This is a genomic window from Pseudomonas salicis (assembly GCF_057128705.1).
In genome coordinates, this window is record NZ_JBSKHU010000005.1 from 446246 (window position 1) to 460909 (window position 14664).

12 protein-coding genes are annotated in these 14664 nt (G+C 58.1%); 3 read left to right on the forward strand and 9 right to left on the reverse strand.

The window, feature by feature from the left end; all coding sequences use genetic code 11:
• Positions 1 to 2 precede the first annotated feature (2 nt).
• Genes ACWKWE_RS20485 through ACWKWE_RS20505 form a run of 5 tightly spaced genes read right to left on the reverse strand, consistent with a single transcriptional unit; the run spans position 3 to position 6973 of the window.
• Positions 3 to 4553, reverse strand: coding sequence for a pilus assembly protein (locus ACWKWE_RS20485; RefSeq protein WP_483851529.1), 4551 nt, complete (start codon positions 4551 to 4553; stop codon positions 3 to 5).
• Complete coding sequence (locus tag ACWKWE_RS20490; protein ID WP_256665329.1) at positions 4553 to 5122, reverse strand: pilus assembly PilX family protein; 570 nt, start codon at positions 5120 to 5122, stop codon at positions 4553 to 4555. The genes ACWKWE_RS20485 and ACWKWE_RS20490 overlap by 1 nt, the downstream gene beginning before the upstream one ends.
• Positions 5119 to 5904, reverse strand: coding sequence for a PilW family protein (locus ACWKWE_RS20495; protein WP_166597129.1), 786 nt, complete (start codon positions 5902 to 5904; stop codon positions 5119 to 5121). Before ACWKWE_RS20495 ends, ACWKWE_RS20490 begins: the two co-directional genes overlap by 4 nt.
• Positions 5901 to 6440 carry a type IV pilus modification protein PilV gene (gene pilV, locus ACWKWE_RS20500; protein ID WP_166597128.1) on the reverse strand — a complete coding sequence of 180 codons (540 nt, stop codon included), beginning with the start codon at positions 6438 to 6440 and terminating at the stop codon, positions 5901 to 5903. Before pilV ends, ACWKWE_RS20495 begins: the two co-directional genes overlap by 4 nt.
• Positions 6440 to 6973 (reverse strand): GspH/FimT family pseudopilin, encoded by a 534-nt coding sequence (locus ACWKWE_RS20505; RefSeq protein ID WP_166597127.1) that lies wholly within the window; start codon positions 6971 to 6973, stop codon positions 6440 to 6442. Before ACWKWE_RS20505 ends, pilV begins: the two co-directional genes overlap by 1 nt.
• Before the next feature lie 190 nt (positions 6974 to 7163).
• On the opposite strand from ACWKWE_RS20505, the gene thiO reads away from it, so the two are divergent.
• Positions 7164 to 8267 (forward strand): glycine oxidase ThiO, encoded by a 1104-nt coding sequence (gene thiO, locus ACWKWE_RS20510; RefSeq protein WP_483851634.1) that lies wholly within the window; start codon positions 7164 to 7166, stop codon positions 8265 to 8267.
• Between the two features lie 82 nt (positions 8268 to 8349).
• On the opposite strand, the gene ACWKWE_RS20515 is transcribed toward thiO, so the two are convergent.
• From ACWKWE_RS20515 to ACWKWE_RS20530, 4 genes are all read right to left on the reverse strand, one after another.
• Positions 8350 to 9690: a sigma-54-dependent transcriptional regulator gene (locus ACWKWE_RS20515; protein WP_483851530.1), complete on the reverse strand. Its 1341-nt coding sequence runs from the start codon at positions 9688 to 9690 to the stop codon at positions 8350 to 8352.
• A 2-nt stretch (positions 9691 to 9692) separates the two neighbouring features.
• Complete coding sequence (locus ACWKWE_RS20520; protein ID WP_166597125.1) at positions 9693 to 11285, reverse strand: ATP-binding protein; 1593 nt, start codon at positions 11283 to 11285, stop codon at positions 9693 to 9695.
• Positions 11275 to 11514: a PP0621 family protein gene (locus tag ACWKWE_RS20525; protein ID WP_256665328.1), complete on the reverse strand. Its 240-nt coding sequence runs from the start codon at positions 11512 to 11514 to the stop codon at positions 11275 to 11277. The genes ACWKWE_RS20520 and ACWKWE_RS20525 overlap by 11 nt, the downstream gene beginning before the upstream one ends.
• A 144-nt stretch (positions 11515 to 11658) precedes the next feature.
• The gene (locus tag ACWKWE_RS20530; protein WP_166597124.1) at positions 11659 to 12675 is read right to left on the reverse strand and encodes an outer membrane protein assembly factor BamD; all 1017 of its coding nucleotides are present in this window, start codon (positions 12673 to 12675) and stop codon (positions 11659 to 11661) included.
• Between the two features lie 151 nt (positions 12676 to 12826).
• Between ACWKWE_RS20530 and rluD the strand changes: the two genes are divergently transcribed.
• On the forward strand, positions 12827 to 13789 hold the full coding sequence (gene rluD, locus ACWKWE_RS20535) for a 23S rRNA pseudouridine(1911/1915/1917) synthase RluD (protein WP_166597123.1): 963 nt from the start codon (positions 12827 to 12829) through the stop codon (positions 13787 to 13789).
• Between the two features lie 8 nt (positions 13790 to 13797).
• Positions 13798 to 14535, forward strand: coding sequence for a peptidoglycan editing factor PgeF (gene pgeF / locus ACWKWE_RS20540; RefSeq protein WP_483851635.1), 738 nt, complete (start codon positions 13798 to 13800; stop codon positions 14533 to 14535).
• The last annotated feature ends 129 nt before the right edge of the window (positions 14536 to 14664 follow it).

Consider the following 14664-nt stretch of genomic DNA (forward strand, 5'->3'; position numbering starts at 1 on the left):
TCTTATGGTGAAGGAATCACACGCCAGGTTTGGCGGCCGTTGTACTGAAAGCCGGTAAACATATCGATAGCGCTGCTCGCGCCATCACTGCGGTACATCGTAGAAAGCCCCGACGGTCCGACTCCGGAGATGATGCTGAATCCTCCTGCAACGGTATCGAATCCGGCGATGATAGTGCCGCCCACAGTGTCTCCACTGTCAATGACGCCATTGCGATTGAAGTCAAAGACGGAGTACGGATTCAACCCGCCAGTATTAGGGTCCAGACTGAGTGTCTTACCCTGAACACCCGCTTCGCAGACACCAGAGATGGGAGTGCGCGTGGTAACCGATAACACGCTACCCTTGATTACCAACGGGTCTACCACTCGCTCACCCGTCGCCGCAGTGCCTGTTTGCAAGTCAAGGTACCAACCGTACTTGCTGGTCCAGTCGACACCATTACGAGTGATCGTCCGCAAGTTAGTCGCGGTGCCAATAGTGCCGTTGACAGCAGACACAGTCTGGGCCTGTAAGCTGGCTCTGCTCAACGGTTTACTCGCAGTCGCTCCCGCAGGCGTGGTTGCTGTTTGCCCTTGGTTCAGCGGATCCCAGATACCGTAGACCGACTGAAGATCGGTGGTGGACTTGTCACCTGACGTGAAGTAACGGCCTGTTCCGAAAATGACCAGGGCGCCATCGCTCGTGGGATGAGGTGCAACCAGCGGCTGAGTGGTGATCGACTGAGCTGCTGCGCCTGCAGTGGGTGCGGCCGCGGTGAATAAAGGTTTGCCACTGAACGAAACTTTATAGCTGCTCGCCGACGTGTCCTCTGTCAACGAACCTGGTTTGATCAGATCGAAGCGCCAGAGATTACCCAGCAGATCCCCCGCGTACGCGTAGTCCGCGATACCGTCTGAATTCGTATCGAGGATGACAGGGGTGGAAAGGCCATTATCGACCTTAGGATCGCTGTCGGGCACCTTGAGTTTGGCAATTTGAACCCCTGTCTGCGCATTAAGGATAAATAGACTGGCGTTGCCGTTATTGCCGTTGTATCCGCTGCCAAACACTGCGCCCCATTCACCGGAGTGCAGTTTTACGATGGAGGGCGTCGAGAACGTGTACCCCAGGTCCGTGTCGGACTGGGCTGTAAACTCCCAAAGCAGTTTGATGCTGTCCGGGTCAGTCACGTCGAGCGCAAATACCTCTTTACCACCTGCGCCGAGCGTGCCAATCAGTACGGTATGCCAGCTTGTGTCACTTTTGAAGTAGACGTCCGATGTGACCATGCTGCCATCAACAAAGAAACGGTGCTGGGAGGAGTCAGTGTTGTACGTTTTATTCGTTAATGCGGGGAGGTTTTCCACGACGGCAGAAGGAATGAAGGCAAACGTCTCTGCGCCAGTGGCGGCGTCAAACGCATGCAGCATACCGTCGTTGGCACCGACATAGACTTGTGGGCGTCGGCTGCTCGCTTTGGTCTGAAAAGCTGCGTAACTGGTGGCCCCGCTCAAAAAGTCTCCCATCGTTGTAATGAAGGTAGATGAGTCGACCACCAGAGGGGCGGAATCTACGATGTCCCCCAGCAGTTTAAAGCGTCTACGGAAAGTACTCCCTTCCAGAGAGCGGTCACCCCTGAGGAATGATACCTGGCTACTGGAGAGCAATCCGTTAGCCGTGGTTGTCGTTGAAGAGTTCTGCCAGTTTTTACTTGCGAAGCTGCGATTGGCAAGGTTGGCGTAGCTAAAGTCCACCAAGTCGTTTCCGGCGGCGTTGGCTATCTTGATATTCCGTTTGTCCGCCGTCGGAACGTTATCCGCAGCCGTCCACTCCAGTGTGGTGCCTCTGGTGTTATTGGTTGAATCATAGGTGCTTGTCGATTTGGTAAGGTCGCCACTCCAGAGAGTGACGTTGAAACTTCCGTTGTACGTGACAGCTGAGCCGGAGTTGGATAGCGGTGCAGCAGATGGCGGCGCTACAGAGCTGTTTTTTTGCAGAATCTGGCTGAACGCTGCCTGCAATTGAGCTTTGAGCGTTGAGGCACTGCTCACAAGGAAGTAATTGTCAGGTGTACCGGCTTTGTTCGAGTCCCATTGGCCCGCAACGGGTACGCTGTCTTTTGTATTATTTTTATCGCCGAATCCACCCCATTTAGCGGCATACCAGAGGGGGTCCAAAAGGTTCGTCACTGATCGTGAAGAGGACGGCGTGAAGTTACGAGTCTTGAAAGTCGCGCCGTTCACCACGGTGCTGCCCGATTTCATGCCAGGGAGCAGTGTGCCTGTACCTGTGCAACCCGCCGAACAGGAGTTTGGCAACTGACTGTTTGGAGTATCCAATGCGTAATGCTGGTTTCCGCTGCCTCCGCCCGTGACCTCCAGGTAGATACCGTCTTGCGTCGTGCCGGAAATGGTGTAGCCCATGTGCGATTCGTATCCCGCTTGGGCATAAACCGTTTCCAGCCTGACATCCAGTGTGTCGACTGTTCCTGTTCTAACGACAGACACGGTATAGAGCACAATGGCGTCCATGTCGTAGTCGCCGCCTTGTCCGCTGTCGTCGAACACGACGCGGAAGACAGCCTGGGCGCGCCCCCCGTTCACGTTGGGATTAGCAGGTTGTCCCGGCATGTTGTAAAGGGAGTCGATATAAAAGCCAGTGATCTGCTCGGTGACGCCATTTGTATTGACCACCTTGCCATAAGGCAGGACTGTGATCGTGCCGCTTCCCACGGGCATTTGAATACGAGGAAGTGTTGAGGACAGTGCGATTGAGAACGTCTGGACTTTCTGGCTACCCAGCGAAGTAATTGGGTAGGTGTTTCCAAAGTAGGCGACTGCACCCGCGTTGAACGTGCCCTGTTTGGCGGGCTCTTCTGGCAGGCCGCGAATGTTGCCAAAGCTGGAAGCGCTCTTGGCGGTTGGCGCCAGGTCGTCATAGGTCGGGTTTGGTAGAAGCGGGTTGGTGCCGCTGTCATAGCTGCTTGGCGTCTGCCCGATGTTTATGTTTTTGTTTCCAGCACCGACGTCACTGTTCCAGATCTTTTGTCCAAGCGTACCGGCCTTGAAGTCTTGCAAAACAGGGGTAGCGGACGGGGGGCTGACGGTAGGGTATGCACTGCCCGGGAGATCAGAATCGTAGGTAGGGTTGATGTCGCTAAACAGCGTCATGAACGGCTTGGAGCAGCTGGGATAAGTCGGGTTGGTTGCGTTTTGGTCTGGAGTCGCAGAATAGGGGTCGAACCAGCTGCTCAGGCCGCTGAGACCCAAGGTTCCATCGCTCAGCCCTGACAAATATCCGGAAGTGGGTGGAACTGCCTTACCGTCACTGCCCACTCCGCTGAAATAGCGAAGGGTTTCGAACATCATTTCGGCCAACGGGTTACCCCAATCTTGGCAAGTGCCATTCGTGATGGAGTTACCTTGTGTCGAGCACGCCCCTTTTGAAATCTTCAGGTTATCGAGCGTGCCAATAATCCCGCCCTTGGTGTAGCCGGAGCCTACAGAGTTTTTCGTGCCGAAGATGCCAGTCGATGTATCGACTTCGTTGGCAAAACTGCTGATAGCCTTGCGAACCGCGCCGCCCTGAAGGTTGTTCGAGTAGGTGCCTGTCATCAAGCCAAAGTACATCTGGTTCCCTTCACCGTAATCGTGAAGGATGCCGGTCGGCTTGTAGTTGCCATTAGGGTAAAGCTTGCAGTTGCTCTCCAAGGGTATTTTTTTATCGGAGGTGTCTTTTTTGCACACTTCGACCCGAACGATGAAGTCCTGTATCTGACTGGTGAGATCGACTTCCTTGAACGCCGTGTCATTCGCCTTGGCGCCACCCTGAGTCACCTCTCGCGAAACCCAGCCGGATATTCGAAGGTTGGCAACGCTTGGGACAACTCGCAGGAGTGGTCCGGTCGACGTCGACTGCGTGTTATTGGCGAACAGTGCCCGACTGCCAGTGGGGGGATTGGAAAACGGCGTGTAGTCATTCAAGTTGTAGCCATCAGCGTCGGCGCTTGAACCGTTGTATTCCTTACCCCATGTGTGAGCGTCGGTCGGAATGTAGGCGCGCTCCAGGATGGTCTGGCTGCTCGTATCGGTGCTCCGATAACCGCCGTACAGTACTTTTCGCAATGCATCGGCACGCGAGGTGGTCAGGTAGTTGAGGTAGTTCCCGCTCCATGCCCCAGCCTTGCCTGTGCACTTTTTAGTGTTGCCGGCGGCGTCGGAAACCACTATATCGGCAGCGCTGAAATAAGAACCGCCGTAGCTGTAGCACACATTGGAGTCGAAGTAGCCCAGATAAGTAATCGAAGGCTTGTAGCGAATTTCAATTGAGCCGTCGCCGTCCAGATCGGACGCATCGTTATACGCAGGAAAAAACAATTTGTGGTCGCGCCCCACGATCAACATGTTCAGCGGCGGCACTGAGTCGTTGACGAACAACGGAACCTGCGCGGGCACCTGGCTCACGGCCGCCTGGGCCGAAGGACTGGACAGGCCCAAAGCTGCCATCAAGGCTGCAACCAGCTTCACTGCGTTGGCCGACTTCTTGACGGCCAGGGACTGGCGAATGTTCATTAGTAATACCGTGCAATGACAGTGCGCAGGATGACGCGTTGATCGGTTGTGTTCTCGGTGCAATAACTGGTGGCGGACGCGCATGCATTGATTTCGTAGTGGTGCGGACCGCAACCCATGGCAGCACAAGTACCTTGGCTGTAACCCACCAGGTTGCCCAGATCGACTACATACCATTGCACCTTGACGTCGTAGTTGGTCACCAGCTTGGTCGTATTTGTGCCGTTATCGGCTGTTCCGAAACGTGTGACGGTGTCTTTGCCATCGGTTACCGCCAGATCTTTCAGGCTCCAGCGCAAGCACGAGGTCTTGATACAGGCGGCATCGAGGGAAGGCGCTTTGGTTGTGCTGATACTGTTTTCGCCGATCCTTAAAGCACCTTCCGCCGCATTGAACAGCGTTTTCTGATTTTTAAGATTGCCAGTGATGCGTGACTCCAGCGATACACCGCGCATGCTGGACAGCGCCAGCAGGGTGATGATCAACAGCATCATGATCGCAACGAGCAATGTTGCCCCGGCTTGATGGCAGCGGATTGTCGCCGGTGCACTCCCCATAAAAAGTCTCATTGCATCTGATTCCTGATCATGGTCGTACCCTGGACGATCTGGTAGATCTGATTGGTCTCAACGGGGCTTGAGCCAAATCTGTTTTTCCACTCCGTTAAGGCTTGTGATGCAGCCGCTGTGTCTCTCAGAGAAGAACTCCCGGGGCTCATCATCAGAATCGTGTAGCGCACTGCGCCAATCGTCCCGCCCGGCGTCGTGCTATAGCCGCTGACTGTCTTGAGATCTGACTGGCCCGAGCCATAGTCGAAATTCAACGCCGCGACTCCTGTCACCAATTGTTGAGGCGTGCTTCCCGATGAACACAGGATTGAGCTGCTCCCTGAGTCGTACGAAATCTTCTCAACGACAATTGGGTTGTTCTGACCGTAAGGGGTAATGATCGTGTCTTGGTCTCCGCCTGCGAGGGCCGTGCCCTGGCAATTCACATCGCCTTTGTTGGCCGCCTGGTAGCGAATGCACAGTGCGTTCGCGCCTGCAGCGACCACCGCTGCACCTTCGGGAAAGGTGCAGCCTTGCCCGGAGCCAGCAGGGAAGGTTCTGATCGGCTTGCTGCGGTAGCCAGCCTTGGAGAGCTCCTGGTTCAGCAGTGCCAGCGCAAAGCGACTGTTTTCCTGATTACCCATCTGGCCTTGTTGGAACAGATAGCTCTTCTGATTGTTAATGAAGATCTGCGTCACGCCCAGAATCAGAATCAAGCCGATCACCATCGCGACCATCAGCTCGATGAGTGACAGGCCGCGTTGTGTGCCGCGCGAGGGGGATAAGTTGGCACTACATCTCATGGCAGACGGGTCCTGATGCGGTAGGTACACGTTGTATTCGTACCCGATACGTCCTTGTCCATGCACTCGGCTGCATTTTTCACAGTCCAGGCCAGTTGAATTTCGATTTCACTGTTGGCGGCAGTACCGCACGCGGAAGTGTCGCGAGGGGAAGCGCTGCGACAAATATAAAAAGAAGTATTAAGCAGTTTGTCGGCACCTGGTAATGCGCGGCTTGCTTGGTCTTGCCAGCATCCGATTTGACCCGCGAGTGTCGCCGGTGTTGGATTGCAACTACCCGGCTTGGCCGGAAAGTCGGAGCCAGGCGCAGTCACGCAACTGTTCGCCGTAGTACAGCTGCCAGACGTGCGAATGATGTCCACCAAATCATCCGCTAGCATCATGGCGGTATTCCGCTGCACCGAGTCTTGTGTGTACGGAATGGCCTTACTTTGTAGACCCACCATGCCCAGAACGCCGATTGCCGTGATGAGCAGACTTACCAGCACTTCGATCAGGCTGAATCCGGCGCTACGACGGGGAAGGAAAGCGTTCATCAGCATCCTCCCGGTTTGGCCGTGACCGGAGGGTTCACGCGTCCACTGCTCAACAACGTCACATACTGCGCTGCGACAGCGGTGTCGGTCGGGTAGAGCACCTGAAAGCAAGCCGTCGTCGACGCCGTGCCAGTCGGGGAGAAGTAGAGACTGTTAACGGTTGAGTTGATGGTGGTCCCAGCCTGAAGTCCCGTTGAGCCAACTTGCCTTAGCTTGGTGCCTTTTCCATCTGATCCCAATGCCACGATGATGTTGGTCGTGCCTGTAGCAGCACTTATATTCACGAAAGTGCCTCGGGTAACCGCCTCGGCCCGGGCGTACTGCAGCAAATCATAGAATTCGTCGGAGGCAGCTCTGACGCTGTTGCGATGCAGCACTCCTGAAAAACTCGGCACCGCAATCGCAGCAAAAATCCCCATGATCACAACGACCACCATCAATTCGATCAAGGTAAACCCGCCGCTTTTGCCCCCAAGAGGACCTTGCCAGCTGCGACGCGAATTCGGGCGCGTAATGCCAGAGCTGAAATCCATCGAGGAAATTCCATTTTTCGTTTGAAATATGGTGATACTACTAAGGTTCGAAGTCGCTATGTAGTGGATGGTCGGAGATATTCGGCGGACCAGTGGCACGGTGGTGTTTTCGAGCCTTTATGGAGTCGGTTTGTCTGCACCATGGCAGGCGGAAACCGGCGTTTATTTTCTCTTGATGATCGGGTTCTGCATGTCCGGGCAACACGTGGTAATCGTCGGTGGTGGTGTCATTGGTCTATTGACTGCCTTCAATCTCGCCGCCAAGGCGCAAAGCGTCGTGGTGCTGGAGCGGGCTGGGGTTGGGCAGGAGTCTTCGTGGGCGGGTGGCGGCATCGTTTCGCCGCTTTATCCCTGGCGCTACAGTCCGGCAGTGACGGCGCTGGCGCATTGGTCTCAGGATTTTTATCCACGTCTGGCCGAGCGCCTGTTGGCGGCCACCGGCATCGACCCGGAAGTCCACATGACCGGCCTGTACTGGCTGGACCTGGACGACGAGCCGCAAGCGCTTGAGTGGGCGCAACGCTTGAACCGGCCTCTGCGCCCGGTGGACATCTCGGCGGTCTACGATGCGGTGCCGGTGCTGGGCGGCGGATACTCACGCGCCATTCACATGGCCGACATCGCCAACGTGCGCAATCCTCGGCTGGTGAAGTCGCTCAAAGCCGCTTTGCAGGCCCTGCCTAACGTGACGATCCATGAGCAATGCGAAGTCAGCGATTTCGTGCGCGATGCCGACCGGATCATCGGCGTGAGCACCTCTGCAGGCGATATCCTGGGTGATAGCGTGGTCTTGGCGGCAGGCGCCTGGAGCGGCGATCTACTGGGCAAACTCGGTCTGGAGCTGCCTGTTGAGCCTGTGAAAGGCCAGATGATTTTGTACAAGTGCGACGCGGATTTTCTGCCGAGCATGATCCTCGCCAAAGGCCGCTACGCGATCCCCCGCCGCGACGGGCATATCCTGATCGGCAGCACGCTGGAATATGAAGGCTATGATAAGACGCCGACCAACACCGCGCTCGAAAGTCTGAAAGCCTCGGCGGTGGAGTTGATCCCGGCCTTGGCCGACGCTGAAGTAATGGGGCATTGGGCGGGCCTGCGACCGGGCTCGCCGGAGGGCATCCCGTTCATTGGGCGAGTGCCGAATCATGAAGGGCTGTGGCTGAACTGCGGGCATTTCCGCAACGGCCTGGTGCTGGCGCCTGCATCGTGTCAGCTGCTGGCCGACTTGCTGACGGGCAATGCGCCGATCATTGATCCTGCGCCATATGCGCCTGAGGGACGCCTGTCCCGCTAACCTTTTCACGACAGTTGTTGCATCAAGAACGATCATTCCCACATTGGGAATGATCGGACCCAATTTGGGACCTTTCTCAGCGTTACTCCAACCCCAGCTTCTTCAATCGATACCGCATCGACCTGAACGTCAGGTTCAACCGCTGCGCCGCTGCCGTTCTGTTCCAGCGCGTCTCTTCCAGCGCCTGAAGGATGAGCTTGCGTTCGATGCTTTCCAGGTAGTCTTCCAGATTGTCGATGTCGGCGAGGCTCGGGCCGTCTTGTTCCGAGGTGCTGACCGGCTCGGCGAGGCGCAGGTCGTCGGCGTTGATCTGGTCGTTTTCGCAAAGGGTGTAAGCCCGTTCGAGCATGTTTTCCAGTTCGCGGACGTTGCCGGGAAAGCGGTAGCTCCTCAGCGCGCTCAACGCCTGAGGCGCCAGGCGGGCAGGGGGCAGGGTGGCGTTTTCAGCGAGACGACGAAGGACGTTATTGGCGATGTCTTCAATGTCTTCGCGGCGTTCGCGCAGTGGGGGGACGCGAAGTTCGATGACGTTGAGGCGGTAGTAGAGGTCCTGTCGGAAACGCTGGGCCGCCACTTCGACGCTGAGGTCTTTGTGGGTGGCGCACAGAACGCGAACATCCACCACTTGTTCCTGCTGGCCCCCGACCGGGCGTACGGATTTTTCCTGGATCGCGCGCAGCAGCTTGACCTGCATGGCCAATGGCAAGTCAGCCACTTCGTCCAGAAACAAGGTGCCGCCGTTGGCCACCTGAAACAGTCCCGGCTTGTCTTCGTGGGCGCCAGTGAAGCTGCCTTTTCGATGGCCGAAGAATTCGCTTTCCATCAATTCGCTTGGAATCGCGCCGCAGTTGACCGGCACGAACGGCTTGTCGATGCGCGGGCCTTGTTCATGGATCAGGCGCGCCACCAGTTCTTTACCGCTGCCGGATTCGCCGCTGATGTAAATCGGCGCCTGACTGCGTGCCAGCTTGCTGATCTGTTTGCGCAGCGCCTGCATCGGCGGGGAAGTGCCAAGCAGTCGGTTGTCGATGCTGTTTTCATTGAGCGGCGATTTGTGCAGACGCAACGCGCTGCCCACCAGTTCGCGCAGTCGTCCCAAATCCACGGGTTTGGTGAGGAAGTCGAAGGCACCGGCCTTGAGCGCATGAATCGCGGTGTCGAGGCTGCCGAAAGCGGTGATCATCGCCACGGGCACCTGCGCGTGACGTTTCTGAATGTGTTGCACGAGTTCCAGGCCGTTGCCGTCGGGCAGGCGCATGTCGGTCAGGCACAGGTCGAAGGGCTCGCGGGCCAACCAGTCTTGTGCTTCCTTGACGTTCCGCGCGCTGCGGGTGTCCAGTTTCATCCGGCCCAGCGTGATTTCCAGCAGTTCACGAATGTCGGGCTCGTCATCGACGATCAGGATTTTTTGCCGTTGGCTCATGTTCAACTCAATTTGAACGGATGGGCGAAGGTGACCCGCATACAACTGCCGCCACCTTCCCGTGGTGTGTAATCCAGGTTCGCCTGATTGCTTTCGCACAATTCTCGCGAAAGGTACAGCCCCAGCCCCGTGCCTTTGCTTTCCGTGGTGAAAAACGGCTCGAAGATTTTCGACAGGTGCTCGGCCGCGACGCCGGGGCCATCGTCCAGCACTTCAAGGCTTGGCAGGTCGCTGTGGGCATCATGAAACAGCCTCAGCCAGACCTGCGCACGCTCATGCAATTGGCCGCTGTAGCGCAGGCCGTTCTGCACGAGGTTGGTCATGACCTGCTGGAGTTGTTCGGCGTCCATGCGGGTAGTGAGGGTGCCGAAACCGATCTCGACATGCAGGGACTGATCGGTCGGCAGTCGACTGCGGAAGTCGGCGACGAAGTGTTCGAGCCACTGCCGGAGGTCGAGCAGGTGCGGTTCGGTCTGACGTCGGCGGGACAGCTGCAAGACGTTCTCGATCACCAGATTCATCCGTCGCGATTGATCTTGAATGATCTGACTGAGACGCCGGTCCGGCGCCGCCAGTTCCTCGGATTCATGCAGCAGCTGGGCGGCGTGGCTGATCGCGCCCAGGGGGTTGCGAATTTCATGGGCAATGCCAGCCGTCAGCCGACCCAGGGCGGCGAGCTTGAGTTGCTGGGCCTGCTGGGATATTTGCGAAAGATCGTCGAGAAACACCAGGGTGTGGCGCTGGTGCCCGCGAGTCAGGGCGATGAAGCCGGGGCGCAACACGGGGCCGATCGCCGACGTGGTCATGCTGCGCGGGATCATCGACGAGTTGATTTGCCATTGCCGCAGCCGCTCCACCAGTTGGGGCGAGTACAGATCGATGGCCTCCCCCAGCAGGCGCTCGTGACCCAACAACGTGAGCGCGCTGTGATTGGCCAGCAGCACCTTGTGATCGGCGTCCAGCACCAGAATGCCCGTGCGCATGCGTTCAAGGATGAGCGCGTTGAGCTCTTCAAGGTTGTCGACATCGGCGGCACGTTGTTCGGCGATGTCTTCGCTTACCTGCAAGCGTCTGGCCAGGGTCTGCACCAACAGGGCTGCCGCGAAACACAGCGCACCCAGGGAGCCGGCCTGAACGAAGTGATTGGCCGCAGCAGGCTTGTGATAGCTGATGTAGAAGGTCAGGTAAATGATGCCAATCGCGGAAATGGCGGCGATCAGCAGGCCTGTGCGCTTGCGCAGCAAGACATTACTGATCGCGACCGACGCGACGATCAGGTTGCCAATTCCACTCGGCGCGCCACCGCCCGCGTAGAACAGCGCGCAGAGCATGATCGCGTCGGTTGTGGCCAGTGTGAACAGTTGCCCTTGACGGGTCGGTCGTTCAAGCAGCACCACCACCAGGATGTTGAACACCAGATACAGCCAGCAGCCGGTGCGAAACAGTTCGATATCCGCCAGCTCCAGCAGTTCGGCGTCCAGGCTGCTGGAAATCAGCAGCACCAGCAGGATGCCAATGCTCAGGCGATAGAGGTGATACAACCGCAGGATGCGCTGGGCCTGAGGGGTGGCCAGCGAAAGGGTTTCAGCGGTCACGGGCGGCAGGGCCCTGAAGCCGATGGGCTTCGGTGCAATACCATTGCTGACCTTGGCTCAACGCGCGATCGCGAGGAACGTGAACGCCACATTGCGCGCAACGCACCATCGGCGCCGCGTCGATTTCAGGCGCGGCGGGTTTCGGGCGAGGGGCCGGACCTTTGGTCAAGCGTTTGAAGAACCAGATCGCCGCCATGATCAGGGCGACCCACATAATCAAGCGAATCATGTTTACCAGCTTAGTCAGTGAAGATGTCGCAGTGTAGCCAAGGCGCTGGCGGGCGCACAGTGAGCAACACCGTTCCAGTGTGTCGGAAATGAAAAAGAGGTCCCGTAGGACCTCTCTTTGTGTGACGCAAACGCCGCGACTGAATCAGTCGAACAAGCCAAAGGTCATGTAGCTGAAGATCGAGCGGCTTTTCGGGGTGCCGTCATCGTCAGTGTTTTTCTTCTCTTCGCTCTGGTTCTCAGGCAACAGCTCTGGCGGAATGGCGTCCTTCGCGTCCTGGTACTGCTTGATCACGTCCTGGTTGGCGCGGGTCTCTCCCGGTGGAAGCGGCGGACGGCTTTCGATCAGGCCCAGCGTTGCTTTCGACAGCCACGAACGGTTGTCCGGATCGGGGGTGCGAGCGCTGAATTTGCCATCGGCCAGCTGTGGGTGGTCCGGGTAGTTGGCTTTCAGGACTTGCAGGCTGGTGTCGGCCAGATCGTCCAGGTGCAGGCGCTGATAGCCTTCGACCATCACCGCCAGGCCGTCGCCGACCGATGGGGTTTCCTGGAAGTTTTCCACCACGTAGCGGCCACGGTTCACCGCAGCGACGTACGCTTGACGAGTCAGGTAGTAGTCGGCCACGTGGATTTCATAGGCGGCCAGCAGGTTGCGCAGATAAATCATGCGCTGCTTGGCGTCCGGCGCGTAGCGGCTGTTCGGGTAGCGGCTGGTCAGCTGGGCGAACTCGTTGTAAGAGTCGCGAGCGGCGCCAGGGTCGCGCTTGGTCTGGTCCAGCGGCAGGAAGCGCGCAATGATGCCCACGTCCTGGTCGAACGAGGTCAGGCCTTTCAGGTAGTAGGCGTAGTCGACGTTCGGGTGCTGCGGGTGCAGACGAATGAAGCGCTCGGCGGCGGATTTCGCAGCCTCGGGCTCACCATTCTTATAGTTGGCGTAGATCAGTTCCAGCTGGGCCTGGTCGGCATAACGACCAAACGGGTAGCGGGATTCCAGCGCCTTGAGTTTTTCGCTCGCGCTGTTGTAGCTGTTGTTGTCCAGATCGGCCTGCGCCTGCTGGTACAGCTCGACTTCGCTGAGGTTTTCGTCGATGACTTCTTTCTTCGAAGAACAGGCAGCGGTAAGTCCGAGGATGGCTATCAGCAGCAGGTGTTTCACTTGCATGGCGGCTTGCGTCCCTATAACGGCCTGCTGTCTTGCGCAGGACCGTCCTGTTATGATGGGCGCCCCGTGGAACCCCCGGGACAAAAGACGCCGTATTTAACCACAAGCGCACAGCCGAAACCAAAGGCCAGTGCCACCTCCTAGTTTGAGCATGTCTGAGATCATTGAACTTCGCGCAGAGGTGCCGTCCGAATTGGGCGGTCAACGCCTCGACCAAGTCGCCGCCCAACTCTTCGCCGAGCATTCGCGCTCGCGCCTTTCCGCCTGGATCAAAGACGGCCGCCTGACTGTGGACGGAGGCGTACTGCGCCCGCGTGACATCGTGCATGGCGGCGCCGAATTGGTCCTCAAGGCCGAGCAAGAGGCCCAAGGTGAATGGGTGGCCCAGGACATCGAACTGGACATCGTCTATGAAGACGACCAGATTCTGGTGATCAACAAACCGGCCGGGCTGGTTGTGCACCCGGCGGCAGGCCATGCCGACGGCACCCTGCTCAACGCGCTGCTGCACCATGTGCCGGACATCATCAATGTCCCGCGTGCGGGCATCGTGCACCGTCTGGACAAGGACACCACCGGTTTGATGGTGGTGGCCAAGACCATTCAGGCACAGACCCAACTGGTCACCCAATTGCAGAAGCGCTCGGTCAGCCGGATCTACGAGTGCATCGTGATCGGCGTGGTCACCGCTGGCGGCAAGATCAACGCCCCGATCGGGCGCCATGGCCAGCAGCGTCAGCGCATGGCCGTGATGGAAGGCGGCAAGCCTGCGGTCAGTCATTACCGCGTGCTGGAGCGTTTCCGGTCCCACACCCACGTGCGGGTCAAGCTGGAAACCGGTCGTACTCACCAGATTCGCGTGCACATGGCGCACATCAACTTCCCGTTGGTGGGCGATCCGGCCTACGGCGGTCGCTTCCGCATTCCGCCAGCGGCCAGCCAGACCATGGTTGAATCGTTGAAGCATTTCCCGCGTCAGGCCCTGCACGCGCGCTTCCTGGAGCTGGATCATCCGACGACCGGTCAGCGCATGGGCTGGGAGTCGCCACTGCCAGAGGACTTCAACTGGCTGCTGTCGCTGTTGAAGCAGGATCGTGAGGCGTTCATCGGATGAGTGAGTTCGTGGCGGACTGGCTGATTCCCGACTGGCCTGCGCCGGTGGGGATAAAAGCGTGCGTCACCACTCGATCGGGCGGCGTCAGCGTGGCGCCGTTCGACAGTTTCAACCTTGGGGATCATGTCGATGACGATCCTGATGCCGTTGCGCAGAATCGTTCGACACTCACGACCGCTTTGAACATCCAGCCCGCATGGCTCAAGCAAGTGCATGGCATCAACGTGGTCGAGGCTTCGGCTGCTCATGTGATGCAAGCGGATGCCAGCTGGAGCAAGACGCCAGGTATCGCCTGCACGATCATGACGGCTGACTGCCTGCCTGGGCTGTTTTGTAATCGACAGGGTACGCAAGTTGCGGCGGCCCATGCGGGTTGGCGCGGCTTGGCGGCGGGTGTGCTGGAAGCGGCGGTCGACAGTTTCGTCGATGCGCCTGCTGACATCCTTGTCTGGCTAGGGCCAGCCATCGGTCCTCAAGCGTTCGAGGTCGGCCCGGAAGTGCGCGAAGCCTTTATGGCGTCGCACCCCGAAACGGCCGAAGCCTTCGTGCCGAGCGTCAACGACGGCAAGTTCATGGCCGACATCTACCAACTGGCGCGCCTGCGTTTGGCGGCCCATGGTGTGACGGCGGTGTATGGCGGCGGGTTGTCGACCTACAACGACGAGCGTTTTTTCTCCTATCGTCGCGGCGCACGCACAGGTCGGTTTGCGTCGCTAGTGTGGATCGAATCCCCGCCGTCTGCCTGACTCACTTCTGATTCATTCTGTGGGAGCGAATTTATTCGCGATAAGGTTGTATGGCCTACGCATCTCCGTTGCCTGACCGACCTTCGCGAATAAATTCGCTCCCACAGGTTTTGTATTCCAGTCCGACCA

Coding starts and splice junctions, on each gene's coding strand:
- pilV (WP_166597128.1), bottom strand. CDS start 6,440: ATGAACGCTTTCCTTCCCCGTCGTAGCGCCGGATTCAGCCTGATCGAA.
- ACWKWE_RS20505 (WP_166597127.1), bottom strand. CDS start 6,973: ATGGATTTCAGCTCTGGCATTACGCGCCCGAATTCGCGTCGCAGCTGG.
- ACWKWE_RS20490 (WP_256665329.1), bottom strand. CDS start 5,122: ATGAGACTTTTTATGGGGAGTGCACCGGCGACAATCCGCTGCCATCAA.
- ACWKWE_RS20525 (WP_256665328.1), bottom strand. CDS start 11,514: ATGATTCGCTTGATTATGTGGGTCGCCCTGATCATGGCGGCGATCTGG.
- ACWKWE_RS20515 (WP_483851530.1), bottom strand. CDS start 9,690: ATGAGCCAACGGCAAAAAATCCTGATCGTCGATGACGAGCCCGACATT.
- ACWKWE_RS20485 (WP_483851529.1), bottom strand. CDS start 4,553: ATGAACATTCGCCAGTCCCTGGCCGTCAAGAAGTCGGCCAACGCAGTG.
- ACWKWE_RS20495 (WP_166597129.1), bottom strand. CDS start 5,904: ATGAGATGTAGTGCCAACTTATCCCCCTCGCGCGGCACACAACGCGGC.
- rluD (WP_166597123.1), top strand. CDS start 12,827: ATGTCTGAGATCATTGAACTTCGCGCAGAGGTGCCGTCCGAATTGGGC.
- thiO (WP_483851634.1), top strand. CDS start 7,164: ATGTCCGGGCAACACGTGGTAATCGTCGGTGGTGGTGTCATTGGTCTA.
- ACWKWE_RS20530 (WP_166597124.1), bottom strand. CDS start 12,675: ATGCAAGTGAAACACCTGCTGCTGATAGCCATCCTCGGACTTACCGCT.